Origin of the sequence: Actinokineospora sp. (genome assembly GCF_052390155.1) — a bacterium.
Classification (GTDB): domain Bacteria; phylum Actinomycetota; class Actinomycetes; order Mycobacteriales; family Pseudonocardiaceae; genus Actinokineospora.
In genome coordinates this window covers 217,936-243,781 of record NZ_JBQTHF010000030.1, presented here as the reverse complement: position 1 = coordinate 243,781, position 25,846 = coordinate 217,936, and the positions used below count along the sequence as shown (strand labels likewise).

Genomic DNA, 25,846 nt, shown 5'->3' with positions numbered 1-25,846 from the left:
TATTCGCCCCGCGGGTACCCGGACTCTGCCCGTCACTCTTTCGGCCGCGGACCATTCGGACTAATGCGAGCATTTCCGCTGGCCAGCGACTTATGGGCGGGGAAATCGGTAACGAAAAGTTCCCACTGAACCACTGTCCACTCTCTATAGGATGCGCCCATGCGAACACGCGCGTCGTCGTTGGTCGGCCGCGACAGCGAGTTGGACACGCTCGACGGCATGCTCCGCGACGCGGGCAAGGGCCGCGGCAGTGCCGCGTTCATCGTCGGCGAGGCGGGCATCGGCAAATCGCGGCTCGCCGCGGAGGCGATCGGCCGGGCGATCGATGAACAGATGGTGGTGTTGCGCGGCCGGGCCAGCGCGACCGGCCCCAACGTGCCCTTTCGCCCGCTGACCGAGGCGCTGTTGTCCTTGCTGCGGCGCGGTGTGTCGCTCAGTGACGACGCGCTCGGCCCCTACCGGCCGGTGCTGGGCAGGCTGGTGCCGGAGTGGAACAACGGCGAACCCAGCCGCCACGGCGACTCGCTGATCGTGTTGGCCGAGGCGATCCTGCGGCTGACCGCGGTCGTCGGCGGCACCACCGGCTGCCTGCTGTTCCTGGACGACCTGCACGACGGGGACATCGAGACCCTCGCCGTGGTCGAGTACATTTGCGACAATCTGCACAGTCAGTCCACGGTCCTGCTGGCGACCGTCCGAACGGAACCGAGCGCGGCGCTCGACCTGGTGCATTCCGCGGCCAGACGGCAAAGCTGCGTGACCGTCGAGCTGGGTCGACTCGCCTGCACCAAGTCGCGAGAGTTCGTCGCGTCCTGTCTGGCGGTGGAAATCCAGGAAATTCCCGAATCGCTCGCCGACCGCCTGTGGAAAGACAGTGCGGGCGTCCCGTTCGTGGTGGAAGAACTCCTGCACGGCATGGTCAGCGGCGGGCACCTGGTGCACGGCCCGACTGGCTGGCGGCTGATCGATGACGTCACCACGGAGTTGCCGCCGACGCTCACCCGCAGCATCGCCGACCGCGCGGAGCGGCTCGGCCCTGGCGGACGCCAGCTCTGCTCGGTGGCCGCGGTCCTGGGCCGCCGGTTCTCCCTGACGGTGGTGCAGCGGGTCACCGGGATGGACGACCACGCCCTGCTCGGCCACCTGCACGCGGGCGTCGAGGCCCAGTTGATCGCCCGGGACGACCGCGGCCCGGACTGGTATTCCTTCCAGCATCCGCTCACCGTGGAGGCGTTACGCGGCAGGCTCACCCCCGCCGACCGGGCCGACATCTCCCGGCGTGCGGCCGACGTCATCGCGGAAGTCCACCCCGGCCTGCCCGGCGAGTGGTGCCAGTTGGCGGCGATGCTGCGGCTCGGCGCGGACGAGCCCGTCGCGGCGGGCAAGCTGTTCGACCAGGCAGGCCGCCGGGCGCTGGAAGACGGGGCAGCGGGCTCGGCGGTGGCGCTGCTCGACCAGGCCGAGAAGCTGCTGGCCGCCGCGGGCGAAGCCGCGCTACGCGCCGGCGTGGCCGAGATGCTGCTCTACGCGCTGGCCGAGCACGGCCAGTTCGACCGGGCCTTCGAACTGGCGGGCTCGCTGACGACGCATTCGGGCGTCGACCAGGAACGCCGGGTCGCGCTGCACGTGCGGCTGGCGTGGGCCGCGCACATCGCCGGTCGGTGGGGCGACGGCATGGCGCAGGTGGACCAGGCGCGCGCGATCCTGCCGATCGAGGCCGACGTCGAGCTCACCGCGCCGGTCGACGCCATTGCCGCCTACCTCGCGCTCGACGGCAAAGGCCCCGACCGGATGCAGCAGGCCGAGGCGCTGGCCCGCAGGCTGGTGGACGCGGGCGAGCGGGTGGCCGATCCGGCGGTGTTGTGCCAGGCGTGGCACGTGATCGGGACCGTCGCCCGGGAGCGCGACCTCGCCGAGGCGCGGGTGTGTTTCGACCGGGCCAAGGCGGTGGCGAGCGCGAACCACCTGCCGATCTGGCAGGTGTATGCCTCGATCGGGTCGGCCAGCATCACCTGGCTCTCCGACTGTGACGGTGCGGTGCTGCGGGCCGCGCGGGACGCGGCGCTGGAGGTCGGCGCGGTCACCCTCGCGGAGAACATGTCGGCCTCGATCGCGCTGCATTCGGTGCTGTGCGGCGATTTCGCGGTGGCGGCCGAGCAGATCGAGACCAGTCTGACCGCTGTGCGCAGGCTGCGGCTCGCCGCGGTCGAGCGGTACCTGCTCATGGCGCGCGGGGTGCTGGCCGCGCACCAGGGCAAGCGCGCGGAGATGGAATTGGCGCTCGCGGAGTTCCGGCACAGCGGCGGGCACCGGGCCCAGGAGTTACCGCTCGCGATCGGGCTCGCGGGCGCGATGTGCGCGCTGCTCGAAGAGGATCTGCCCGCGTGCAGGCGGGAACTGGACAAGGTGGTCGCGGCCGAGGCGGAGAACCCGACCACCTTCTACCTCGCGGGCACGCACGGCCTGCTGCTGCTGCTCGAAGTCCTGGACGGCCGGATGGACGCCGACGCGCTGCGGGCCGCCGCCGGGTCCGCGCCCGCGACGATGCGGTGGAACAAGCAGTTCGTCCTGCTCGCCGAGGCGGTGCTGCTCGGCCGCGCGGGGCGCGCGCAGGAGGCCGCCGCCACGGTGGACCGGTCGCGCGGGGTGTCGGTGCCCTTCGAGATGGCCCGCCACCTCGGGCTGCGGCTGGTCGCCGAGGCCGCGCACACGGACGGGTGGGGTGAGCCCGCGGCCTGGCTGCGGGAGGCCGAGGAGTACTTCCACCGCTCGACCGCGCCCTCGGTGGCCAGCACCTGCCGGACCCTGCTGCGCCGCATCGGCGAACCGATCCAGCAGCGGCGGGCGGGCACGGACCGGGTGCCGCCGCAGTTGCGCGCCGTCGGGGTGACCATCCGCGAGTTCGAGGTGTTCGAGTTGCTCACCCATCGGTTGGGCAACAAGGGTTTGGCCAACCGGCTGCACATTTCGCCGCGCACGGTGGAGAAGCACGTCGCGAGCCTGATCGCCAAGATCGGCAGCGCGGACCGCGCGGCGCTGGTCGAGTACGCGCTGGCGATGTCGGCCGACGCCACGGCGGGCCGCCCCACCGGCTGACGTAGAGTCGGCGTCGACATGGTTCGGGGTAGGCGCGGATCCCAGATGCGCGACGGTCAGCGGGAGCGGGTGTCATGACGAGCAGCCCCGCGAGCGCAGGTCTGTCCGAGCCGATGCGGGAAGCGGGCCGCAGGCGCACCTTCGCCGTGATCAGCCACCCGGACGCGGGCAAGTCCACCCTCACCGAAGCCCTTGCGCTGCACGCGAAAGTGATCTCCGAGGCCGGTGCCGTGCACGGCAAGGCGGGCAGGCGCGGGACGGTGTCGGACTGGATGGAGATGGAGAAGGCCCGCGGCATCTCCATCACCTCGGCCGCCCTGCAGTTCGCCTACGGCGACTCGGTGATCAACCTGCTGGACACCCCCGGGCACGCGGATTTCTCCGAGGACACCTATCGGGTGCTCTCCGCCGTCGACTCGGCGGTGATGCTGCTGGACGCGGCGAAGGGCCTGGAGCCGCAGACGTTGAAGCTGTTCGACGTCTGCCGCCACCGTGACATCCCGGTCATCACGTTCATCAACAAGTGGGACCGCCCCGGCCGCGAGGCGCTGCAACTGTGCGATGAGCTGGTGGAGCGGATCGGGTTGCAGCCGATGCCGCTGACCTGGCCGGTCGGTGAGGCTGGCCACTTCCGCGGCGTGCTCGACCGGATCGGCGGCGGCTTCATCCGCTACGGCCGCACCTCCGGCGGTGCCACCGCGGCCACCGAGCAGCGCCTCGACGCGGGGGCCGCGCAGGCCGAGGAGGGCGACGCCTGGGCGCAGGCCGTCGAGGAGGCCGACCTGCTCAGCGCGTCCGGCGGCGAGTTCGACGTGGCCCGGTTCTTCGCCGCCACCGCCACGCCGGTCCTCTTCGGCGCCGCCGTGCTCAACTTCGGCGTGCGGCACCTGCTCGATCTGCTGGTCGACCTGGCGCCCCGGCCGACCCCGCGGGTCGACGTCGACGGCCGGTCCCGCCACCTCGACGCGCCGTTCTCGGCGTTCGTGTTCAAGGTGCAGACCGGCATGGACCCCGCGCACCGCGACCAGATCGCGTTCGCCCGGGTGTGTTCCGGGGTGTTCGACCGCGGCATGGTGGTCACCAACGCCACCACCGGCAAGCCCTTCGCCACCAAATACGTCCAGCAGGTGTTCGGCCAGCAGCGCTCCACCGTCGACCGCGCGTTCCCGGGCGACGTGATCGGGCTGGTCAACGCCACGGCGCTGCGCGTCGGCGACACGCTCTACGCGGGCAAGCCCGCGGTGCGCTTCCCCGGTCTGCCCAGCTTCGCGCCCGCGCACTTCGCCGTCGCCCGGCCCGCGGACCTGGGGCGGTCCAAGCAGTTCCGCAAGGGTGTCGAGCAGCTCGGCGCCGAGGGTGTGGTGCAGGTGCTGCTCTCGGACCTGCGCGGGGACGCCGCGCCGGTGCTGGCCGCGGTGGGGCCGATGCAGTTCGAGGTGGCCACCCACCGGATGGGCGCCGAGTTCAACTGCCCGGTCCGGCTGGACCATCTGGACTACACCGCCGTGCGGCGGCTCGCCGATCCGGCCCAGCGTTCCATTGTGGATGGTGGGCGGCGCAGTGAGGTGCTCACCAGGGCCGATGGCGCCGAGCTTGCCCTGTTCGCCGACGACATGGCCATGCGCGTCATGCAGCGGCAGAACCCCGACCTGCGGCTCGACCCGCTGGTCGCCGAGGCGGTCTGAGCACTTCGGGCTCAGCGAAATATGGGTATCAGGTGCCCATGACGGGCGCCGTCTTCCCGCCGCACCATTGGTTCCGCTGGTGATGTCGTTTTCCGGGTTCCCGCTTCGACGTCCCAGTAGCGAACACCCAGTCCGGGGCCCAGCCGGGCGGAGCGAAGGGAAGCGCGATGAACGCATTGATCGACCTGACGACGCTGTTCTACAGCCGCCCTTCGCTGGGCGCGTCGACCGAGACGGTCGCGGCCTGGTACCTGGCGAAGGCCCGGCTGCACGAGCGGCTCGCGGCCGAGGGCGGCGCGGACTCCGAACAGGAGTTGGCGTACGCGGCGGAGAGTTACCGCCACGCACGCCGCCTCGTGTCCGGGGAGTGACTGTCAGGGCAGGGTTACCGGCACCGGGAAGTCCGTTGTGGACGGCGGCAGTGGCACGCGCGTACACGGTGAACCGTCCACAGTGCACCGCAGCAGCTCGGTCGGCTGCTGCCGAGTGGCACCGACAGCGACCAGCACGGTAGTGCTGCTTTCCCACCAGGCATCGCCCTGCACCAGCGTTGGCGGCACACCGAGCCGGATGAAGCTCGCATCGCCCGCGGCGACATCCAGGCTCTCCCAGCGGCCCTGACTGCCATCCGGCTCCGTCGTCCAGCGCATCAGCCGGTGTCCATCCGGCGAGGACGTCGCAATCTCGAACAGGCCGACGCCACACTGGCGAGCACGAATCGCGAAGTCCGCCGCCGGATCGACCACCGTCGGGCAGGTCTCGACCCCGCCATTGGTCAGGGCGAGGACTTGGCCCTGCGAGCCGTAACGACCGAGGATGCGGAACTCGTCCGTCGTCGGGTCGGGCACGAACGGTCCGTGCGAGGGGTCCCACCGGTCGACCGGCACCGGGCTGAGATCGCCGCTTACCGCGCCCAGCAGAACGATGGTGTTCGACCAGCCCTGCACCACGACCAACTCGGACAATGTCGTCTGCGCGATGACCGTGCCGGACGGCAGCTCCACGACCACCGCCCGCGATAGCTGGATTCCTACGCCGAGTTGGATGACGGCCCGGGCGCCATTCTCGGTCACCTTGACCACGCTGCCGTCACCCGTGCCGAGATCGGCCGTGGAACCGTCCGCCCGAACCAGGACCACTACCGTGTCGCGGGTGTCCGTCCGCTGGTAGGTGAGGAGCCAACTTCCGTTGGCACGGAAGGCTTTGGTCACGGTCATGCCCGGCTTGAACGGCAGCGGGATCTCGCCGCCGTCCGCCTGGTAGAGGATCTTTCCGGAGATCAGGTCGATTCTCGCCGGTCCGGCGATGCCGACCGGCGTCGGCATGGTCCCGATGGACCCATCGCCGGTCCGCAACCCGATCTGGACGACCGCGAAGGCCACCGCGACCACCGCGGCCATTGTCGTGGCGACGGCGCCTGTCGTGCGGCGCTTGCGGATGCGGGCCGCCCCGGCGACGGCGCGTTCGGTCAGGTCGGTGGGGACCGGCGCGGCGGCCACTCGTGCGGCCATGGCGTCGTGCAGTTGGTCTTCCAGCCTCATCGGGTCACGCTCCCGGGAGTCGTTGTGGCTGACGGGGTTGTCCGCGCGATCTGGCGTCGCAGCGCACTCAGTGCCCGCGATGACTGGCTTTTCACGGTCCCGACCGTCACGCCGAGGATGGCCGCGGTGGCCGCTTCGGAGAGGTCGTCGTGGAACCGGAGCACGATGACCGCGCGCTGCCGCGGTGGTAGCCGCAGCACCTCGGCCCACAGGGCTTGGCGCTCGACGGTGGTGTCGGCGAAGTCGGGCTGGACGATCTCCGGCAGGACGGCTGTGGGCCGCTCACCCCGCCAGCGCCGCCGCCACCACGAGGTGGACGTGTGCACCATGGTCCGGCGCACGTACGCCTCGGCGGCCTCGTGGTCCCGGATTCGCCCCCAGGCCAGGTAGGTCTTGGTCAACGCGGTCTGTAGCAGGTCCTCCGCCGCGGCCCAGTCGCCGCTGAGCAGGCACGCCGTTCGCAGCAGCGCGGCTTGGCGCGCGGCCACGAACTGGCGGAACCTCTCCTCCCCGTCCACGAATCACCCCAGTTTCCTCGAACGGTCCTTCCTAGGCTGCAGGACGCCTCGGGCCGCCGAGAAGGTTGTCACCGCCTGACACCGACTAAATCGACCCTTGTCACGCGAACGTGATTCAGGTTACTTTGTAGTAACATAAGCGAGACCGACCACTCGCTTTCTTTTCGGTTGTCGTTGGAGGCTCGGTGCGGAGACTTCTCGCTGTCCTGATGACGGTCCTGGTGGCCAATCTCGGGCTGACCCTGCTCGCCCCGGCCGCGCAGGCCGCGCCCGGTTTCGCGGTCACCTACGAGTCGATCCCCGGCGACGGCGGCGACCTGCTCAAGGGCTTCGTGGTGACCCCGACCGGCCAGGGCCCGGGCCCCTTCCCGGTGCTGGTGATGCCGTCGAGCTGGGCCACGCCGAACCTCGAATACGTTGCCGTGGGGGCGAAGCTCGCCCGCGAGCGCGGCTACATCGTGATCAGCTACGCCAGTCGCGGGTTCTACGAGTCCGGCGGACTCAACGACGTCGCGGGGCCCGCCACGATCAACGACGTCAGCCGCGTCATCGACTGGGCCCTCGCGCGCACCCCGGCCGACCCGGCCAAGATCGGCGCCGTCGGTATCTCCTACGGCGCGGGCGCGAGCCTGCTGGCCGCCGCGCAGGAGCCGCGCATCAAGGCCGTCTCCGCGCTCAGCGCGTGGACCGATCTGCTGGCCTCGCTCAACCCCAACGACACCGTCAGCGCGCAGGCCGCCGCCATCCTGCTCATCTCCGGCAACATCACCAGCAGGCCCGGCCCCGTGCTGCGCAAGGCGCAGGCCGACCTGCTCAACGGCGACATCGACGCCATCAAGCCGATCGGCCCGGTGCGCTCGGCCGCGACCAAGCTCGACCGGATCAACGCCAACGGCGCCGCGATCATGATCGCCAACCAGTGGGACGACGCGCTGTTCCCGCCCAGCCAGATCACCGACTTCTACACCCGGCTCACCGGCCCGAAGCGGCTGCTGCTCGCCCCCGGCGACCACGGCACCGCCGAGATCCCCGGCCTGATCGGCGTCAGCAACGCGTCCTGGGACACCACGGCCCGTTGGATGGACCACCACCTCAAGGGCGTCGCCAACGGTATCGACCGCGAGAACCCGGTCAACCTCAAGGACAAGCAGACCGGCGCCTGGCGCACCTACGCCGACTGGGCCGCCGCGAGCCGCGCGACGACGCTGTACTTGAGCGACCCGCACTGGCTGACCGGCTTCGGCGACCTCGACACGCGGTCGCGCACCGGTTGGCGCAAGACGATCTTCGCGGGCGTCCCGACGCTGGCCAACAGCGGCATCGCCGTGCTGACCGGCGCCCTACAGGGCTACCTCGGCATCCCGCCGCTGGTGTCCACCCCGCTGGTCGACAAGAACGCGGCGGGCGTGTGGTCGTCGGATGACTACTCGGGCGACACCCTGGTGCAGGGCGCGCCGAAGCTGCACACGACCGTCACGCCCAGCGCCCGCGACACCTCGCTGTTCGCCTACCTCTACGACGTCGACGCGTTCGGCTTCGGCAAGCTGATCACGCACAAGCCCTTCACCCTGCTGAACGCCACCCCTGGGCAGGCGCGCACGCTCGACCTCCAGTTGGAGCCGACGTCCTGGACCGTGCCCCGGGGCCACCACCTGACCCTGGTGGTGGACACCGTCGACCTGCGGTACCAGGGCAAGAGTTCCCTGGGCCACACGCTCACCTTCTCGTCGCCGTCCGGCTCACCGTCGACGCTGACGGTGCCCACCGGCTGATTCGCGCAACTGCGCGGAGTTACCGGCCGCCGGTCCCGATAGCCTGACCCGATGGATCGGGTGTGTGTCATCGGGGCCGGGTCGTCCGGTATCGCGGCGTGTCAGGTGTTGGCGGCGCGGGAGATCGACTTCGACTGCTTCGAGGCGGGGTCGGACATCGGCGGCAACTGGCGCTATCTCAACGACAACGGCATGTCGTCGGCGTATCGGTCGCTGCACATCAACACCTCGCGCGAGGTGATGGAGTACGCGGCGTTCCCGATGCCGACGCGGTACCCGGACTACCCCGACCACTTCCAGATCGCCGAGTACTTCGATTCGTTCGTCGACCACTTCGGCCTGCGCGAACAGATCGACTTCCGCACGGAGGTCACCGCCGTCGAACGGGACGGGGACGGCTGGCAGGTGTCCACCCGCCACCGCGAGACCGGCGACGTGCGCGTCGGCCGGTATCGCGCGGTCATCGTGGCCACCGGCCACCACTGGGACGCGCGGTGGCCCGAGCCCGCGTTCCCCGGCGCCGACACGTTCGTCGGCGGCCAGACCCACGCGCACAACTACCGGGTGCCCGATTCGTTCCTCGGCAAGCGGGTGCTGGTCCTGGGGATCGGGAACTCGGCCACCGACATCGCGGTCGAGACCTCGCGGGTCTCCGAGCGCACGTTCCTCGCGATGCGCCGGGGCGCGCACATCGTGCCCAAGTACTTCTTCGGCCAGCCCTTCGACAAGCTCGCCAAGACCCCGCTCGCCCTGCTGCCGCACTGGTTTCAGCGGTTGACCCTGCGCATGACGCTGCGGCTGGTGCAAGGCCGGATGAGTGACTACGGGCTGCCCGAGCCGGACCACAAGGTGCTGGCCGCGCACCCCACGGTGTCCTCCGACCTGCTCACCCGGCTCGGCCACGGCGACATCACCGTCAAGCCCACCATCACGCGGCTCGACGGCCCGCTGGTGTACTTCGCCGACGGCACCAGCGAGGAGATAGACGAGATCATCTACTGCACGGGCTACCGGATCAGCTTCCCGTTCCTCGACCCGGCGGTGTTCTCCGCGCAGGACAACGAGGTCGCGCTGTATCGCCGGGTGGTCGACCCCGACCACCCTGAGCTGTACTTCCTGGGCCTGGTCCAGCCGCTCGGCGCGATCATGCCGATCGCCGAGGCGCAGGCGCACTGGATCGCCGACCTGCTCGACGGCACCGCCCGACTGCCGAACGCGGCCGCGATGCGGCGCGAGATCGCGGACTACCAGCGGTCGCTGCGCAAGCGCTACCTGGCCTCGAAGCGGCACACCATCGAGGTCGACTTCCTGCCGTACCTGCGCCAACTGGTCCGCGAGCGGAAGGCAGGCGGGCGGCGGAAGTGAGGTGGGTCAGGCGAGGTCGCCGAGGAACGATCGCCAGTCGGTCACCGGGAAGGCGAGCTGCGGCCCGTCGTTCTGCTTGGAGTCCCGCACCGCGATCCCCGCGACCGTGGGCGCGACCTCGACACAGTCACTGTTGCTGGCGCTGAAGCTGCTCTTGCGCCAGCCCACCTCGATACAGTTGCCGTTGCTCGCGCTAAAACTGCTCTTGCGCCAGCCCACCTCGACACAGCCACCGTTGCCCGCGCTGAAGCTGCTCTTGCGCCAGGCGATCCCGGTCAGACCGTCCGGCTCATACGTGTTCATCCTCGTCCTTTCGATCCGCATAGAGCTCAACTGCCAGGGCGGCAATCAGCTCCCTCGATTGTCCCTCATCCAGGGCAGTGTCAGCCAGCGCCGACAAGATGCTCTGGTAGGCGGCAATTTCCTCGGGCCGCTCCAGGAACACGCTGGAGGTCTCACTCTCCAGATACACGACCGGCTTGAAGCTCGTGAACTCCATCAGTTGAAAGGCCCCGGCCATCGCCGCATGCGTTCCGAACGAGGCTGGCATCACCCGCACAGTCAGGTTGTGGCGCACCGACGCACGCAGCAGGTGGTGCAACTGGTCCGACATCACCTCTGGACCACCCACTGGGAGTCGCAGCGCGAACTCGTGCACATAGAACGAGCACCGAGGCGGTCGATCGCGGCTGAGCAGTTGTTGCCGGGCGAGCCGAGCGATCACGCGCTCATCGACCTCATCCGCAGGCACGTTAACGATGCCCCGAATCACCGCGCGGGCGTAGTCGCTGGTCTGCAACAGCCCGGGGATCAAGGTCGGTTCGAACTCGGCGATGGTCACCGCCTGGTTTTCGTGGTCGACCAGGGTGCGGAGCTGTTTGGGGAGGCGATCGCCGAACTGCTGGAGCCAGCTCTGGGTGTCCTGCTCTTTGCACAGTGCCAGCAGCCGATCCCGCTCCTCGCCCTTCACCCCGCACACCGCGAGGAGAGACGCGACATCCAGTTCGGACGCTCCGCGCGCGCCCATCAGCATCCGCGACAGCTTGCTGTCCGACCAGCCCAGTTTCAGGGCGACCTGCCTGCCGGTCAGCCCGGCGCCGCGCATGGCTCCGCGCATCCCATCGCCCAGCTCCCGGCTGCGGAGTGTCGGTTCTCGATAGTCCATAGCCACCAGTAAAGCGATTTCCAGTGTGGGGACGGGATTATCCAATCGGGTGAAGTATTCAGCGCAGCGGGAACCGGACGGTGAAGGCGGCGCCGCCCTTCCGGGGCGGGGCCTGTGTCGATCCGGCCGCCCATGGCCCCGTGCTCGAAGGCGACCGGTATTCCTCCGATGCCAGGCCCGGGCCGTCGCGCACCTGCAACACCGCCGTCCCGGGCTCGACCGACAGCGCCAGCACCATCGGACGCCCAGCCGGATCGAGCGCAAAGCGTTCTCCGCCAGTTGCGCGGGACAAGATGCATGGAAGTCTGAACGGTGACCTTGCATCGCCGAGCAGACAGCAGGAACGGATCGGCTCAGATCGAGCTGGAACAGAGAGGCAGTCCATTGTCAGGTCATCTCGACCAGGCCGCCGGAGCGCTCAACGCGGCGGGCCAGGCCCTTCCCGTGGAAATGGTGGCGGGTGCCAGTGCCCAGATCGACGGCGCGGTTGCCTCGATCCAGCAGGCGGGGGGCGCGATGGGCGACGAACTGGCCGGGGTTGCGCTGTCTATCAAGGCGGAGCTTGACGCGGCGGCGGGTCGACTTCAGGCACTCCGACAGCAGCTCGACAACGCCGCACAGGCGGTTGTACAGCGCGGCTTTTGAACGTTGCAGGGCAGCGATAGTGCCCGACCGCCGCTATCTGGCGCGGACGTGCCGTCGCGGAAGTCGTCGTTTCCGCCGCACGTTAAGAAGAAACTCGACGACGGTCGGGAATTTAACGAGAAGAATCGTTGCCAATATCCGGTGAATGAGGCAATCTTGGACAACAAGAAAGTGCTGGATTCCTACTTGCCTGGCAAGGACATCGTCTCCCGCAAGCACACTCAGGTGGCCGACATCAGGCCCGGTACCTGGCAAGGCTACCTCAACGAGCATGCGGCGAAGTATTCGCCAGGTGAGACGATCAAAGACTCGCCAACCATGCGGCAGCGGTATCCGAGTCTCGTCGGAGAGGAACTCCAGGGGCGTCAATTCCTCGAAGTTCCGGTACAGCACAGACCTGTTCCAGAATGGGCGATACGAGCGGCCGACAGGCTGGGCATTATAATTAGAGACGTTGCCGGGCGCGTCTATGCACTGTCGGAGGGAACCTGAAATGCGATGGGCCTATTGCAATCGGTGGAACGGTCTGCTGGAAGCGCCTATCGACGTGATCGATGCATCTGAAGCCAGTCGTCGGCACGACCTCGGTGCGCTCTACACAGTGGTAGGTACCGGCGCCGATCGAACCGAACTCGTTATCGAAGTCCGGTTCGAGAAGGGGTACGTCGGGGTGAAATTTCTTGACGACCGGGGCCGAGTCGGCCTTATTTACAGCTTCAAGGAGATCGAGGAGCGACTTTTTCTTCGCAAAATGATCTCCTATGACTATGGCGACTCGCAGACGCGAGGAGATCGCGCCGACCCAGTGATCGTGGAGAGCCTGACTTACGCGCCTGAGGGCATTTGCCGCCAGGAAATCGATGACTCGCGGGTGGCGACGATCCGGTCTGTAGACCGCGATTCGGTGGACGTGTCGACTCATTGGGAGCCGATCCCTGTGTTCGGCGAGTACGACTCGGTCGCTCGGTGGGATCGCGGGTAGCAATTGCAAAATACGAAATCGCCCGCCCGGTGGTTGTGGCCAAGGGATGTTGGTGAAGTACTCAGCGCAGCGGGAACCGGACGGTGAAGGCGGCGCCGCCTTCCGGGGCGGGGCCTGCGTCGATCCGGCCGCCCATGCGGGCCACCAGGCCGTGCACCAGGGCGAGTCCGATTCCTGTGCCCACGGGGCGTGTCCCGGAGTAGCGGGCGTTGAGCACGCCGCGCTCGAAGGCGACCGGGTATTCCTCCGGCGCCAGCCCCGGGCCGCCGTCGCGCACCTGCAACACGGCCGTCCCCGGCTCGACCGACAGCGCCAGCACTATCGGGCGCCCGGCCGGAGTCGCGCGCAAAGCGTTCTCCGCCAACCCATCCAGCACTTGCCGCAGTCTGCGCGGGTCGGCCATCACGGTCACCGGGGCCACCGCCGAGTCCACCGAGAACCGCACGCCCGCCGCCGCGCAGCGGGCCGACCACACCGTGGCCGTCTCCGACACCAAGACCGGTAGGTCGACCGCGATGACGTCGAGTCGGAAGTCGTCGGCGCCGAGGCGGGCGAGGTCGAGCAGGTCGCTGACCAGGCGGTCGAGGCGGGTGGCCTCCTGGTCGATGGTGCGTCCGGCGGCCGGGACGGCGTCGCCGGTCACCACGCCGTCTGCCAGCGACTCCGCGAATCCCTTGACGGCGGTGAGCGGGGTTCGCAGCTCGTGCGACACCGACAGCAGGAAGTCCCGTTGGCGGCCTTCGCTGCGCTGCAAGGCATCCGCGAGCGTGTTGACCGACGCGGCGACTTCGGCGACCTCGCGCGGGCCGTCGACCGGGGCGCGCAGATCGCGGCGGCCATGGCTCATCGACGCCGCCACCGCCGCCGTCCGGCGCAGCGGCCGCGACAGCAGCCTGGCCAGCACCAGACCGGCCAGAGTGGCCGCCACCAGGCCGATCGACAGCGCCACCATGACGTTGCCGACCAGCTTGCGGCCGGTGCCCTTGGCCGTCTCCGTCTCGCGGACCAGCGCGATCGCGCCCCGGGTGTCGGCCGGGCGCAGTTCGACCAGCAGCGTGCGGCCGCCGACCTCCACGGTCTTGTGCGCGGGCGCGGTGATCTCGGTGATGCCCGCCTCCCTGGCGGCACTCTCGGCAGCGGGGGTCGAGCTGATCAGTGTCCCGTTCGGACGGACCTGGACCACCTCGACCCCTTGTCCGCCAAGCACCTCCACCACGCGGCGGAGGCCGATGCGGCTGTCGGCGAGCTGGCCCGCCACCACGTCGGCCTGATCAGAGAGCGTCTGCCGGGTGACCTCGCGCGCCGTGGTGACCACGAGCTGCGCCGAGATGAGCCCCGCGACGACCGCGACCACCCCGGCCACCGCCAGGCACAGCGCGGTGATCCGCACCGCGATCGACCCGCGCCTCACCCGCGCTCCGCCGCGTAGCCGACGCCGCGCACTGTCCTAATCGGACTGTCAGGGCCGAGTTTCGCCCGTAGCTGCGCGATGTGCACGTCGACGGTCCGGGTGCCCGCCGCCGCCGTGTAGCCCCACACCGCGCTGAGCAACTGCGCCCGCTCGAACACCTGGCCCGGACGCCGCATCAGGTGCGCCAGCAGGTCGAACTCGGTGGTGGTCAACTGCACCTCGACGTCTCCGGTCCACACGCGACGCTCGCCGAGATCGAGCCGGGTGGTGCCCGCCTGGAGCACCTCGCCCGCGCCGGGGCCGTTGGCGCGCCGCAGCACCGTGCGCACCCTGGCCACCAGTTCGCGCGGGCTGAACGGCTTGGTGACGTAGTCGTCGGCCCCCAGTTCCAGGCCGAGCACCCGATCGACCTCGTCGTCGCGCGCGGTCACGAACAGCACCGGGGTCCAGTCGCCGCCCGCGCGCATGGCGCGGCAGACCTCGACGCCGTCCAGGCCGGGCAGGCCGATGTCGAGGATCACCGCCACCGGCTTGACCCGGCGCAGCGCCGCGAGGGCGGCGTGCCCGTCGGTCTCGACGTGCACGCCGAACCCGTCGCGGCGCAGGTACAGCGTGACCAGTTCGGCGATGGCCCGATCGTCCTCGACGACGAGCACCAGTCCGCGACCGGAATCCATCGTCGTACTCTAGTCGCCGGCCAGCTCGGACTCGACGCTGTCCACTGTGGACTCGATCTGGTCCACCTCCTGCTCGACCGAACCGCTGCCGCCACCGGGCGACGGCGAGTCCTGCTGGCAGGCGGCGCAGGCGAACAGCAGCGCCGCCGCCACGAGCGCGCGCCTCACTTGGTGCCGCAGTGCTTCGACCGGAACTCGACCACCCGGTCCTTGGCCTTGGTGAGCTGGTCGATCTTTCCCGCGCGCCGCTCGGCCTTCTCCTCCAGCAGCTTCGCGGCGGCCTCCCGGCCCGCCGCCCGCTCCTTCTCCGCGCGCGCCTTGAGCGCAGCCGACGAGCCCTTGACGTCCGCCCCGGCGTTGATCCGCTCGGTGAGCTTCGCGATCCGCTGCTCGATCTTCGGCAGCCGCTCGGTGCACAGGAACGCGACCCGCTCCGGGCTCAGCGTGATGGTGACCGGCTCGCTGGGCTGCGCGGCGGCGACGCCCGCACCCGTCAGCCCGGTTCCGGCGACGATGGCCGCGACCACTGCCCACTTCTTGGCCCGCATGTGCACTCCTTCACTCGGTGATGGCACAACTTTCGCCGAGCCAGGTAAAGAGCGCGGCCTTGATCGTGTTCGGGGTGTGTAAGGCGACCATTGACCGGGAGTGGTGTCGCTCTGATACTGGCGGCCATGGTGCAGCCCTCCAGCAAGTGGCCGGTCGTGGTCGCGTTCGCCCTGCTGGTCGTGGCGAGCCAGGTGTGCTGGCTCGCCTACGCGACGATCACCACCGTCACCGCCCGCCGCTACGACGTCTCCGAGCAGGCCGTCGCCTGGCTGGCAGGCATCTTCCCGCTGCTGTTCGTCCTGCTGGCCCTGCCCGCGGGCTGGGCACTGGACCGGTGGTTCCGCGGCAGCCTCGCGGGCGCCGGGGTGCTGATGGCCCTCGGCGCCGCCATCCGGCTGGCCGACACCTACCCGGCCGCGCTGATCGGTCAGACGCTGGTCGCCGTCGCGCAGCCCGTGATACTCATCGCGATCAGCTATGTCGCCGCGCGCTACCTCGCGCCGGACGACCGGCCGCGCGGCATCGCCCTGGGCGCGGGCGCGACTTCCCTGGGCATGATCACCGGAATCGGCCTCGGCACCGCGCTGTCCGACGACGTGCGCACGGTGGTCGGCATCGGCACGGCCATCGCCGTGGTGGCGAGCCTGGCGGCGCTGGCCGCCTTCCGCGTGCCGCCGCCGTTCGAGCCCGCGCGGGCCGAGCCGCCGACGCTGCCCGCGACCTGGCGCGAGCCCGGCGTACCGCGGATCGCCCTGTTCGCCTTCCTCGGCATGGGCGTGTTCATCGCGCTGGCCACCTGGCTCGAACCGCTGCTCGCCCCGGCCGGAATCGCCGCCGGGACCGCCGGACTGCTGATGCTGACCATCCTGGTCATCGGCGTGGTCGGCTGCGCGGTGGTGCCGCCGTTCGCCGCCCGGCGGCGCGCCGAACCGAGCGCCCTGGTGCTGGCGAGCGTGAGCACGGCCCTGGCCTGCGCGCTGCTCGCCTTCATGCCCGGCGTACCCACCGGGATCGTGGCCGCCGTCCCCATCGGACTGTTCCTGCTCTCCGCGCTCCCGGTCGCGCTCGCGCTGGTCGAGCGCAGGAACCCGGCGTCGGCAGGCCCGATCGCGTCGATCATCTGGCTGTCGGGCAACGTCGGCGGCGTCGCGGTGTCGTTCGTCGTCGGCGAGCTGCTCGACCGGCCCGGTGTCGCGTTCGGACTGTTCGCCGTGCTCACGCTCGCCGCCGCCGTCGTCGCGCGCGGACTACAGCAGCGCGAGGATGACGTAGCCCGTGCCGAGGGCCATGACGAGCTGGCAGAACGCGGCTAGCCGCCCGTCGAGCAGGATCGCCGGGCCGCCGGTCGTCTCGGTCCGGCGGAGCGCGGCCGGGCCGAGCCGCGCGGCCTGCACCGCGAAGTAGGCCACAAAAGCCCAGCCCACCAGCGGAAACGCGGCGTCGCCGGTGTGCGGGCCCGACATCCACGCCGACGACATGGCCTGCGCGGTGTGCGGCACGGCGGTCAGCATGTAGAGCATCGCGAGCCCGGCGACCGCGTGGTGCAGGCCGTGGCCGTGCCAGCCGACCGGCGGCGTCCGCCGCTCACGCCGCCACAGGCCCGCGAACAACGCCGTGAGCAGCAGGAACACCGTCTGCCACGCCGCCATCGGCAACGGGCCACCGACCGGGGAACACATCACCGCCATGCCCACGGCCATGACCACGTGCCCCGCGTCCACCGCCCGGTGGCAGCCGCGGTACCCGTGGGGGAACCGCCCGGCGGCGACCAGCCGCGCGACGCAGTACCCGGCGATCCCGAGGAACGCCGCCGTGAGTACCCAGCTGAGCCACTCGGGCCTGCCCACCGCGGCCCTGGGTCAGCCTGTCGGGGTGAGCAGTCCGTCGAGGACACCGCCCTTGACGTCGGACACGAGGTCGGCGAGTTGGCCGAGGCTCATCTGGATGCGCTGGCCGAAGTCGTCGGTGATGACCACCCGGCGCTCCTCGGCGGCGTCCGGGTCGATCCACAGTTCCGGGCAGCCACAGTTGCACTGGCCGCAGAACGTGGCGATCCGCTGCATGGTGTGCTCACTGTTCATTCTTCGACGATCCCAGAGCCGGCCCGTTCGAACCAGTCCGCAACCAGGCGATTACCCGGCGCGCAAGAAGGACTCGGTGGTGACCCACGGTGTCGGTGGCGCGGTGTCGATGATGGTGGCTCGGTCGAAAGTACTCGACTAGGTTCGTCCTGATACCGGCCGAGCTGGCGTCACAGCCAGGTAACCGCGGGGGGAAAGCGGGCATTGAGAGTGTGAACGTGCTGTTGACTGTTTCCCTGTGGAGGCTTCCGTGGTGACGGTCGCGCCGCCCGACACCGGACGTGCGTCGGCGCTGCGCACTGTCACCCGGTCGGCCACGACCACGCCGGGCAGGCTGTCGGTCATCGCCGTCGGTCTGGTGCTGCTGACAGTGCTCACCGGCATCGCCGCCGCGCTCACCCTCCAGGCCAAGCAGGACACCCTGGACGACCTGGTCGACCGGCGCGAGCCGCTGGCCGCCGCCGCGCAGCAGATTTTCCGGTCGCTGTCGGACGCCGACGCCACCGCGGCCAGCGCGTTCCTCTCCGGCGGCGCCGAGCCCGCCGCCCTGCGCGCCCGCTACGAGTTCGACATCGCCCAGGCGGGCGCCGCGCTGGGCAAGGCGTCCGCCGACGTCGGCGGCGACTCGCTCGCCGAGCGGCAGGTCTACGTGCTGTCCCAGCAGCTCCCGGTGTACACCGGGCTGGTCGAGACCGCGCGGACGAACAACCGGCAGGGCTTCCCCGCGGGCGCGGCGTACCTGCGCGAGGCGTCCGGGCTGATGCGGTCCAAGATCCTGCCCGCGGCCGAGAAGCTCTACGAGATCGACTACGAGCGGCTCAAGGCCGAGCAGGTCGACGCGCGCTCGTTCCCGTGGTTCGCCCTGCTGCTCACCGTGGGCCTCCTAGGCGCACTGGTGGCTACCCAGCTCTACCTGACCCGCAAGACCAACCGGCTGATCAACGTCGGCCTGCTGGTGGCCAGCATCGCCGTCGGGGTCGGGCTCGTCTGGGGCACGATCGCGCTATTGGTGGAGTCCGCGCAGGTCACCGATGGTGAACGCAACGGCTCCCAGCAGGTCGACGTGCTGGTGCAGGCCAGGATCAACTCGCTCAAGTGCCGCGCCGACGAGACGCTGACCCTGGTCGCCCGCGGCGACGGGCCCGGCTACGAGCGCGAGTGGAAGGAACTCTCGGTCACCTTCACCGGCGACGCGCGCACCAACCTGCTGCGCCAGGCTCAGGACATCGCGGCCAACCGCGGCGCGGCGGGCGAGGTGCATCAGGCGATCGACAACGCCGAGGCGTGGATCGCCGCCCATCGCAAGATCCGCGAGCTCGACGACGGCGGCCAGTACGAGGAGGCCGTCAAGGTGGCCATCGGCGACGCCCCGGACAGCGCGGCCGTCGCGTTCGGCAAGCTCGACAAGAACCTCATCGCCGCGCTCAACGCAGGCCGCGAGGAGTTCTACACCCAGACCAGCCGGGCGCGCCAGGCCCTCACCGGCCTGGTGCCCGGCGTCATCGCGCTCGCCGTGATCGCGGCGGCCGGGATCACCATCGGCATCAGGCAACGACTGCGGGAGTACCGATGAGGCGCGTCGTTCTGGTCGCGGTGCTGGCCCTGGCCGCCACCGCCTGCTCGGCGACGGGCAAACCGGTCGACCTCGCGGTGGTGAACTCCGTCGAACGCCCGCAACCGGTGGGCGTCGAGGTGAACCCGCCGACGACCACCGGCGCGGCCACCCAGGTTCCGCCGTGCGACCCGGCCGCGAGCCTGCGCCCTGGAGCCCTGCCCGCCCCGGGCGCGATGCCCGACGGGACGACCATGCGCACCATCCAGGACCGCGGCAGGCTCATCGCCGGCGTCGACCAGAACACCTTCCTGTTCGGCTTCCGCAACCCGACCAGCAACGCCCTCGAAGGCTTCGACATCGACCGGGTCAAGGAGATCGCCGCCGCCATCTTCGGCGACCCGAACAAGGTGCAGTACAAGGTGATCACCTCCGCCGCCCGGATCAACGCGCTCAAGAACGGCGAGGTCGACATCGTCGTGCGCACCATGACGGCCACCTGCGCCCGCTGGGTCGACATCAACTTCTCGGCCATCTACTACGTCGCCGGACAGCGCCTCCTGGTCGACAAGTCCTCCCAGATCACCGGCGTCGACCAGCTCGGCGGCCAGCGCGTGTGCGCCACCAAGGGCTCCACGTCGCTGAACAAGCTGCGCGACTCACCCGCGCCGCCGGTCGTCGTCGCGGTGGACAACTGGTCGGACTGCCTGCTGATGCTGCAACAGGGCCAGGTCGCCGGAGTGTCCACAGACGACACGATCCTGGCCGGGATGGTCGCGCAGGACCCGACCGTGCGGATGGTGGGCCCCCGGTTCACCGAGGAGCCCTACGGCATCGGCATCCCCAAGCAGAGCGAGGACATGGTCCGGTTCGTCAACGGGGTGCTGGCGAAGTCGATCTCGGGGGGCTCGTGGGCCGAGAGCTACGGCCGGTGGCTCGCCCAGGCGGGCGAACAGTCGCCGCCGCCGACCGCCAAGTACCGGGACTGAGGTCGAGATGACGCACTGGACGCCTCCAGGCGACGAGCCTGCCGACGACCGCCCCGCGGAGGACCCGGACGCCAAGTCCGCTGACGCCTGGTTTCGCGGCCCCAACCCGCCGCGCGACATCCCGCGGTTCCCGCCGAAACCCCCGGCGGAGGCACAGGTCTGGTCGCAGCTCCGCCCGGAACCGGTGCCGCCGCACCCGGCGCAGCCCGGTGGTCCGGCGCAGCCCCAGCCAGGTCGGCCGCAGGAGTATTCGCGGCCAGGCCGCCCGCCACTCCCCGGCTCTGGCGGGCAATCCCAGTCTGGTGGGCAACCCCAGCCTGGTAGGCAACGACAGTCTGCTGGTCAGCCACCGGTCGGCGGGCAACCCCAGTCCGGCGGGCAGTCTCAGTCCGGCGGCAGGCCGCCATCGGGGACCGGTGGGCAGCCGTATCCGCAGTCGGGATCGCAGGGTCACCCGCAGCGCCCGGTTCACCCGCAAGCGCGAACAGGACAGTCCTACCCGCCGAACCGACAGTCCCATCAGCAGCAGCCGGGCTCCTACGCGCGACCCGAGCCGCAGGCGGGCCAGTATCGCGGCCAGGCTCCTCGGCCGGACGGGAGCCAACCGCCGCCCGGCCAGGCCCCCAGCCAATCGCCCGGCCAGGGCCCGAGCCAACCGCCGCCCGGGCAAGGCGGCCATCCGCGCGGTGCCCCGGGGCGGCCACGTCACCTGGCGACCCAGTCACAGCAGCCGTTCCAGGCGCTGCCGGCGGGCCAGGGCGGCGCCCGCCACCAGGCGCCCGTCCCGTCCGGCATGCAGTGGTCGCGGGACGTGCCGGTGCCCGCCATCGTCCCGCGCACGCCGGGCATGCTGCCCGACACGGCCCTGGCCGACGACGAGCCGCAGCCGACGTCGGTGCTCGGGATGTCGACGCTCACGCAGAGCATCGTGCCGCCCCGGCCCGTCGAGGAAGTGGACGACGAGCGGCCCGCCACCCAGCAGACCCCCGGCCCGGACATCCCGATCACCGGGTCCGGCGCCTTCCCCACCACCGGCAGGCGGACCGCGTCCCGGTCCACCGGGCGCGGCAGGCTCGGCGCGGGGCTGGTCGAGGTGCCGGTGGTGCCGGTCAAGGACCCGGCCAGCGCGGTCCTCGACGATCCGGTCGTCGCGGAGAACAAGCGGTTCTGCAACAACTGCGGCGCCGAGGTCGGCCGGGGCACCGACGGCACGTCCGGTGACCCCGAGGGCGTGTGCCCGAAGTGCGGGCAGGCGTTCAACTTCCGGCCGCGGCTGTTCCGCGACGACCTCGTCGGCGGCCAGTACGAGGTGCTCGGCAGCATCGCCTACGGCGGCCTCGGCTGGATCTACCTCGCCAAGGACCACAACGTCAGCGACCGCTGGGTCGTGCTCAAAGGCATGATCGACACCGGCGACGCCACGTCCATGGCCTCGGTCGTGGCCGAGCGGCGGTTCCTGGCCGAGGTCGAGCACCCGAACGTGGTCAAAATCTACAACTTCGTCCAGCACCCCGACCCGAACACCGGCTCGCTGGTCGGCTACATCGTCATGGAGTACGTCGGCGGCCAGTCGCTGCGCCAGCTCGCGCTCGAACACCACCGCGAGGCAGGCCGCGCCGAGCCGCTGCCGATCGGCCAGGTCATCGCCTACGGGCTGGAGATCCTGCCCGCCATCGGCTACCTGCACAGCATCGACATGCTCTACTGCGACCTCAAGCCGGACAACGTGATCCAGACCGGCGAGCAGCTCAAGCTCATCGACCTCGGCGCGGTTCGCAAGATCGACGACTACGAGTGCCCGCTGTTCTTCACCTCCGGCTACGCCGCGCCCGAGCTGGCCACCGAGGGCGCGACAGTCGCGTCCGACATCTATACCGTCGGCCGGACCCTGGCCGTGCTGTCGATCGAGTTCGCGGGCTACACCACCCGCTACAAGTACACGCTGCCCGGCCCGGACGCCGAGCCGCTGTTCGCGCTGTTCGGCAGCTACCACCGGGTGCTCAAGCGCGCGACGCAGGAAGACCCGGCGCAGCGCTTCGCGTCCGCGGCGGAGATGGCCGACCAGCTCACCGGCGTCCTGCGCGAGGTGATGGCGCTGGGCACCGGCCGCCCGCGCCCCGGAATGTCCACTGTGTTCGGCATGGAGACGCGGACCTTCGGCGCGGGCCTGGTCGTCACCGACCGCTCCGAGACACTGCCCGCGCCCGACCCGGCCGAGGTCGCCACCGTCCTGCCGCTCCCGCTGGTCGACACCGACGACCACGCGGCCTCCGCGCTGGCCAGCATCACCGCCACCGAGCCCGCCGAACTGGCCGCCGCGCTCGCCGCCGCCCCGCAGGACTCCATCGAGGTCCGGCTGCGCCTGGTCAAGGCCCGCATCGAACAGGGCGACCTGCGCGCCGCGTCGTCTGAGTTGGACGCCGCCCGCAAACTGGTCACCGACCCGGCCGACTGGCGGCCCGACTGGTTCCGCGGTCTGGTCGCCCTGGCGGCTGGCAACCCGAAGCTCGCCCGCGAGGCGTTCGACCGGGTCTACGACGCCGTCCCCGGCGAGATCGCGCCGAAGCTCGCGCTCGCGGTGAGCGCCGAGCACGCGGGCGACCACTTCGCCGCCGCCCGGTACTACGAACTGGTGTGGCGCACGGACCACTCGTTCGTCAGCGCCGCGTTCGGGCTCGCGCGGGTGTACCTCGCGCAGGGTGCCCGGACCGGGGCGATCGAGGTGCTGGAGTCGGTGCCGGACACCTCCAGCCACCACGTCGCCGCGCAGGTCGCCGCGATCAAGATCAAGGCGCGCGCGAACGAAGTCGCCAAGGTCGCCGAACACGACCTGCACGACGCCGCGAAACGCCTGGAGCGCCTCTCCTTGGACGCCGAGCGGCGGACGCATCTCGCGGCGGAGGTCCTGGAAGCGGCCTACGGCTGGGTGCAGGCAGGCAAGCCCGGCGCGAACCCGGCGAACGGCAGCTTGACCGTGTTGGGCTGCGACCTGTCCGAGCGGGAGCTGCGCTTCGGCCTGGAGCGGTGCTACCGAGCCCTCGCGCGGCTCGCGGGCACCCCCGACCAACGCCACGACTTGGTCGACAAGGCCAACGCGATCCGCCCCCGCACGCTCACCTAGGTGCCGGGGTCAGCTCGATCACGGTGATGTCCGGCGGGGCCCCCACGCGCACGGGCGGTCCCCAGAAACCCGCCCCGTTGGTCACATACAGCCAGGTGTCGTCCACTTTGGACAGTCCAGACACGGCGGGCTGGCCGAGCTGGACCAGGTGGTGGAACGGGTAGATCTGCCCGCCGTGGGTGTGGCCGGACAGTTGCAGGTCGACCCGCGCCCGCGCGGCGTCGCGCACCTGGACCGGCTGGTGGGACAGCAGCACCACGGGCGAATCCTGGTCGCGGCCCGCCAGCGCGCGGCCGAGGTCGGGTGCGTCGTCGAAGGTCTTGCCTGCGAGGTCGGTGATGCCCGCGAGGGTGACCGACGCCGTGCCCCGGGTGATCGCGGCGTGCTCGTTGCGCAGGTAGTTCAGACCGAGCCGGTCCAGCTCGGTGATCCACTCCTGGTGGCCGGAGTAGTACTCGTGGTTGCCGGTCACGAAGAACGTGCCCTCGGTGGACACCAGGTCGCGCAGCGGTTCGGCGGCCCGGCCGAGTTCGGCGACGGTGCCGTCGGCCAGGTCGCCGACCATCGCCACCGCGTCCGGCCGGGTCTCGTTGATCATCCGCACCAGCCGCTCGGTGTGCGCGCGGCCGAGCAGCGGCCCCAGGTGGATGTCGCTGACCAGCGCGATGCGGAACCCCGCGAACCCCGGACTCAGCCGCGCGATCGGCACCGCGACCCGCTTGACCTGCGGCGGGCCCAGCGCCGAGACCATGCCCGCGCCCACGATGCCCGTCGAGGCGACCCCGACCACCACGGCGGCGCCGCGCGCCAGGAACAGCCTGCGGCTCTCGTCCACCACGGGCGCGGGCGGTTCGACCTCGGTGGTCGTCGCCGTCGCCTCCAGCGGCTTGCCCCGCGCCCACCCGCGCAGCGCGAGCCGGGGCAGTTCGAGCACGGCGAGCAGGGTGAACAGGTAGAAGAACAGTCCCAGCCAGATGTAGCCGGGCCAGACGAACCAGGCCGCCGCCTCGACGCCCACCCGGCGCGGCAGCGCGAGCGTCGCCACGACCAACACCGCGAGCGCCACCAGCACGACCGTGCCGATCCGCCGCCCGCGCGCGGAACGGGTCGTGTCCTTCACCAGCCGCTTCCACAGGTAGAAGTGCAGCAGCGCGACAGCCAACCCGACGACGGCGAGGAACATGCGCCCAGCCTACGGATTCACCTCGATCGGACTGTTGATCAGGCTCGGGTCCGCGACCACGGCCCGCAGATCCTCGGGGCGGCCGTGCTTGACGAAGTGGCTCAGCTCCACCACCACGAACAACGCCCGCGCCCGCACCGCCACCACCCCCTCCGCCGAGTCGAGCCGCCCCTTCGCGCTGACATACACCCGGCGCCCCGCGACCCCGTCGAGCCACGCGGTGATGAACAGCGTCGAGCCGACGGGGACCGGCCGCAGGAAGTTCGTCTCCAGCTTCCCGGTGACCGCGGGCCTGCGCAGCAGGTTGCCGACCGTGGCCCCCAGCGCCTCGTCGAACGCACAGGCGAGCAGCCCGCCGTGCGCCAGCCCGGGCGAGCCCTGATGGGCCTCGGTCACCGTGAACTGGGAGAGGACCGTGTGCCCCTCGGCGGCGATGGTCCGCAGGTGCAGGCCGTCGTCCTGCTTGTCGCCACAGCCGAAGCAGTAGGCGTAGTGCGGCGTCAGCTCGACCCCGGGCGCGGGCGCGTCGGGATGACGTTCGGGCAGCTCGGTCTCCACCGGCGGCCACGGCTCAGGTGCACGGCTCATTGCCGCAGCGTATGACCGCTGTCCGAGGTGACCCGACGCCCGCCCCTTGCCTGGCTGAGCGGCCCGGCTGTCCACCTGTGCAGCCACGGTGGCCCGCCCCGGTTCACACCCGGCACCGTGGGACTCATGACTGAGGCCGTCGAGTGCGTGGTGAACGAACTGGAGCGGGCCTCCCGGCTGGCCGACGAACTGGCCGCGCTGGTGCTCGGCGGGTCGCTGCCAACTGCCGAGTTCGAGTGCTTCCCGTGATGTCGAGGTTGCCGAACGCCCGTCCAGAACGTCCGATTTGGGCTGATCAGAGTACATACCTGAGCCGGAATCGCGTGTACTTGTTTGTCTACCTGAGCGGGTGACGTGCCCAGTTGTGCACAAGCGGGATGCCAGGGGTGGAATCAACGGAGCCAAACCGTCAGTCTGTAACCCGACGGCGATGATGCCCGGGGACTCTTCACGGCCCGGGGTGGGAGGAAGCCATGACGCGGGTGCGCACCATGCAGCAGGCCGAGGCGCTGCGCAGCGAGCACCAGGAGACGACCGGGGCGTTCATGATGCCCGATATCACGGTCGGGCCGCGGGGCAACCACTCCGTGTCGGGCACGGGCATGGACGGTGTCGAGGCCGACTACGCCGAGCTGACGAGAGCCGACAAAGCCCTCGCCGAGCTGCACGACCAGCTCGTCGGCCAGCTCCGCACGGCGACCGAGCTGAGTGAGCCGCTGCGCGACGGCGGCGGTCCGGTGGCCGCGCAGATGCGCCGCGCCTTCCTCGACCGCGCCGACGCCGATGGCGGTGTGCAGGCCGTACTCGCGGACTACATCGAAGAGCTGACGGCGGTCCGAATGTCGATCCGCGAGACCCTCCAGGCGTATCAGCAGGTCGATGAGCAGGCCGCGGCCGCCCTGCGAGTCGCGGGCGAGGGGGCCTGA

At 70.5% G+C, this 25,846-nt stretch carries 26 protein-coding genes; 14 read left to right on the top strand and 12 right to left on the bottom strand.

The window, feature by feature from the left end:
* Positions 1-159 precede the first annotated feature (159 nt).
* The 3 genes from ACT4N7_RS12805 to ACT4N7_RS12795 all read left to right on the top strand — a co-directional run bounded on the left by ACT4N7_RS12805 (position 160) and on the right by ACT4N7_RS12795 (position 5,152).
* Entirely contained in the window at positions 160-3,096 is a 2,937-nt protein-coding gene (locus tag ACT4N7_RS12805) for an AAA family ATPase (protein WP_444828888.1), read from the top strand.
* Positions 3,097-3,170: 74 nt separating this feature from the next.
* On the top strand, positions 3,171-4,781 hold the full coding sequence (locus ACT4N7_RS12800) for a peptide chain release factor 3 (RefSeq protein WP_444828887.1): 1,611 nt from the start codon (positions 3,171-3,173) through the stop codon (positions 4,779-4,781).
* Positions 4,782-4,948: 167 nt separating this feature from the next.
* The gene (locus tag ACT4N7_RS12795; protein WP_444828886.1) at positions 4,949-5,152 is read left to right on the top strand and encodes a hypothetical protein; all 204 of its coding nucleotides are present in this window, start codon (positions 4,949-4,951) and stop codon (positions 5,150-5,152) included.
* A gap of 3 nt (positions 5,153-5,155) precedes the next feature.
* Here ACT4N7_RS12795 and ACT4N7_RS12790 read toward each other — a convergent pair whose 3' ends face one another.
* Together ACT4N7_RS12790 and ACT4N7_RS12785 are read right to left on the bottom strand one after the other, a co-directional pair.
* A complete protein-coding gene (locus tag ACT4N7_RS12790; protein ID WP_444828885.1) occupies positions 5,156-6,322 on the bottom strand; it encodes a hypothetical protein in 1,167 nt (388 codons plus the stop codon).
* Positions 6,319-6,840 carry a SigE family RNA polymerase sigma factor gene (locus ACT4N7_RS12785; RefSeq protein WP_444828884.1) on the bottom strand — a complete coding sequence of 174 codons (522 nt, stop codon included), beginning with the start codon at positions 6,838-6,840 and terminating at the stop codon, positions 6,319-6,321. The genes ACT4N7_RS12790 and ACT4N7_RS12785 overlap by 4 nt, the downstream gene beginning before the upstream one ends.
* Before the next feature lie 185 nt (positions 6,841-7,025).
* Between ACT4N7_RS12785 and ACT4N7_RS12780 the strand changes: the two genes are divergently transcribed.
* Positions 7,026-8,612, top strand: a complete 1,587-nt coding sequence (locus ACT4N7_RS12780; RefSeq protein WP_444828883.1) for a CocE/NonD family hydrolase — start codon at positions 7,026-7,028, stop codon at positions 8,610-8,612.
* A gap of 51 nt (positions 8,613-8,663) precedes the next feature.
* Positions 8,664-9,977 carry an NAD(P)-binding domain-containing protein gene (locus ACT4N7_RS12775; RefSeq protein ID WP_444828882.1) on the top strand — a complete coding sequence of 438 codons (1,314 nt, stop codon included), beginning with the start codon at positions 8,664-8,666 and terminating at the stop codon, positions 9,975-9,977.
* A 6-nt stretch (positions 9,978-9,983) separates the two neighbouring features.
* Here ACT4N7_RS12775 and ACT4N7_RS12770 read toward each other — a convergent pair whose 3' ends face one another.
* Together ACT4N7_RS12770 and ACT4N7_RS12765 are read right to left on the bottom strand one after the other, a co-directional pair.
* Positions 9,984-10,280: a DUF397 domain-containing protein gene (locus ACT4N7_RS12770; protein ID WP_444828881.1), complete on the bottom strand. Its 297-nt coding sequence runs from the start codon at positions 10,278-10,280 to the stop codon at positions 9,984-9,986.
* Positions 10,267-11,142 carry a helix-turn-helix domain-containing protein gene (locus ACT4N7_RS12765; protein WP_444828880.1) on the bottom strand — a complete coding sequence of 292 codons (876 nt, stop codon included), beginning with the start codon at positions 11,140-11,142 and terminating at the stop codon, positions 10,267-10,269. The genes ACT4N7_RS12770 and ACT4N7_RS12765 overlap by 14 nt, the downstream gene beginning before the upstream one ends.
* 312 nt (positions 11,143-11,454) lie before the next feature.
* On the opposite strand from ACT4N7_RS12765, the gene ACT4N7_RS12760 reads away from it, so the two are divergent.
* The 3 genes from ACT4N7_RS12760 (at position 11,455) to ACT4N7_RS12750 (ending at position 12,769) form a co-directional block, all read left to right on the top strand.
* The gene (locus ACT4N7_RS12760; RefSeq protein ID WP_444828879.1) at positions 11,455-11,787 is read left to right on the top strand and encodes a hypothetical protein; all 333 of its coding nucleotides are present in this window, start codon (positions 11,455-11,457) and stop codon (positions 11,785-11,787) included.
* A 156-nt stretch (positions 11,788-11,943) separates the two neighbouring features.
* On the top strand, positions 11,944-12,279 hold the full coding sequence (locus tag ACT4N7_RS12755; protein WP_444828878.1) for a hypothetical protein: 336 nt from the start codon (positions 11,944-11,946) through the stop codon (positions 12,277-12,279).
* Between the two features lies 1 nt (position 12,280).
* The gene (locus ACT4N7_RS12750) at positions 12,281-12,769 is read left to right on the top strand and encodes a hypothetical protein (protein ID WP_444828877.1); all 489 of its coding nucleotides are present in this window, start codon (positions 12,281-12,283) and stop codon (positions 12,767-12,769) included.
* A 61-nt stretch (positions 12,770-12,830) separates the two neighbouring features.
* On the opposite strand, the gene ACT4N7_RS12745 is transcribed toward ACT4N7_RS12750, so the two are convergent.
* The 4 genes from ACT4N7_RS12745 to ACT4N7_RS12730 are packed head-to-tail and all read right to left on the bottom strand — an operon-like array spanning position 12,831 to position 15,405.
* Entirely contained in the window at positions 12,831-14,180 is a 1,350-nt protein-coding gene (locus tag ACT4N7_RS12745) for a HAMP domain-containing sensor histidine kinase (RefSeq protein WP_444828876.1), read from the bottom strand.
* Entirely contained in the window at positions 14,177-14,857 is a 681-nt protein-coding gene (locus ACT4N7_RS12740; RefSeq protein WP_444828875.1) for a response regulator transcription factor, read from the bottom strand. Before ACT4N7_RS12740 ends, ACT4N7_RS12745 begins: the two co-directional genes overlap by 4 nt.
* Before the next feature lie 9 nt (positions 14,858-14,866).
* Complete coding sequence (locus tag ACT4N7_RS12735) at positions 14,867-15,025, bottom strand: hypothetical protein (protein ID WP_444828874.1); 159 nt, start codon at positions 15,023-15,025, stop codon at positions 14,867-14,869.
* The gene (locus ACT4N7_RS12730; RefSeq protein WP_444828873.1) at positions 15,022-15,405 is read right to left on the bottom strand and encodes a hypothetical protein; all 384 of its coding nucleotides are present in this window, start codon (positions 15,403-15,405) and stop codon (positions 15,022-15,024) included. The genes ACT4N7_RS12735 and ACT4N7_RS12730 overlap by 4 nt, the downstream gene beginning before the upstream one ends.
* A 126-nt stretch (positions 15,406-15,531) precedes the next feature.
* On the opposite strand from ACT4N7_RS12730, the gene ACT4N7_RS12725 reads away from it, so the two are divergent.
* Complete coding sequence (locus ACT4N7_RS12725; protein WP_444828872.1) at positions 15,532-16,719, top strand: MFS transporter; 1,188 nt, start codon at positions 15,532-15,534, stop codon at positions 16,717-16,719.
* Here the strand turns inward: ACT4N7_RS12725 and ACT4N7_RS12720 are convergent.
* A complete protein-coding gene (locus tag ACT4N7_RS12720; RefSeq protein ID WP_444828871.1) occupies positions 16,654-17,253 on the bottom strand; it encodes a DUF5134 domain-containing protein in 600 nt (199 codons plus the stop codon). The two genes, ACT4N7_RS12725 and ACT4N7_RS12720, sit on opposite strands and share 66 nt — an antisense overlap.
* 12 nt (positions 17,254-17,265) lie before the next feature.
* Positions 17,266-17,487 (bottom strand): hypothetical protein, encoded by a 222-nt coding sequence (locus ACT4N7_RS12715; protein WP_444828870.1) that lies wholly within the window; start codon positions 17,485-17,487, stop codon positions 17,266-17,268.
* A gap of 250 nt (positions 17,488-17,737) precedes the next feature.
* Here ACT4N7_RS12715 and ACT4N7_RS12710 point away from each other — a divergent pair, with 250 nt between their 5' ends.
* The 3 genes from ACT4N7_RS12710 (at position 17,738) to ACT4N7_RS12700 (ending at position 23,149) form a co-directional block, all read left to right on the top strand.
* Entirely contained in the window at positions 17,738-19,060 is a 1,323-nt protein-coding gene (locus ACT4N7_RS12710; RefSeq protein WP_444828869.1) for a hypothetical protein, read from the top strand.
* Positions 19,057-20,028 carry a glutamate ABC transporter substrate-binding protein gene (locus ACT4N7_RS12705; protein ID WP_444828868.1) on the top strand — a complete coding sequence of 324 codons (972 nt, stop codon included), beginning with the start codon at positions 19,057-19,059 and terminating at the stop codon, positions 20,026-20,028. The genes ACT4N7_RS12710 and ACT4N7_RS12705 overlap by 4 nt, the downstream gene beginning before the upstream one ends.
* Positions 20,029-20,821: 793 nt before the next feature.
* Positions 20,822-23,149, top strand: coding sequence for a tetratricopeptide repeat protein (locus ACT4N7_RS12700; protein WP_444828867.1), 2,328 nt, complete (start codon positions 20,822-20,824; stop codon positions 23,147-23,149).
* On the opposite strand, the gene ACT4N7_RS12695 is transcribed toward ACT4N7_RS12700, so the two are convergent.
* Both ACT4N7_RS12695 and ACT4N7_RS12690 read right to left on the bottom strand, forming a co-directional pair.
* Positions 23,142-24,332 (bottom strand): metallophosphoesterase, encoded by a 1,191-nt coding sequence (locus ACT4N7_RS12695; RefSeq protein ID WP_444828866.1) that lies wholly within the window; start codon positions 24,330-24,332, stop codon positions 23,142-23,144. The two genes, ACT4N7_RS12700 and ACT4N7_RS12695, sit on opposite strands and share 8 nt — an antisense overlap.
* Positions 24,333-24,341: 9 nt before the next feature.
* Positions 24,342-24,920, bottom strand: coding sequence for a PaaI family thioesterase (locus tag ACT4N7_RS12690; RefSeq protein ID WP_444828865.1), 579 nt, complete (start codon positions 24,918-24,920; stop codon positions 24,342-24,344).
* Positions 24,921-25,046: 126 nt separating this feature from the next.
* On the opposite strand from ACT4N7_RS12690, the gene ACT4N7_RS12685 reads away from it, so the two are divergent.
* A complete protein-coding gene (locus tag ACT4N7_RS12685; protein ID WP_444828864.1) occupies positions 25,047-25,169 on the top strand; it encodes a hypothetical protein in 123 nt (40 codons plus the stop codon).
* A 224-nt stretch (positions 25,170-25,393) separates the two neighbouring features.
* Positions 25,394-25,846: a hypothetical protein gene (locus ACT4N7_RS12680; RefSeq protein ID WP_444828863.1), complete on the top strand. Its 453-nt coding sequence runs from the start codon at positions 25,394-25,396 to the stop codon at positions 25,844-25,846.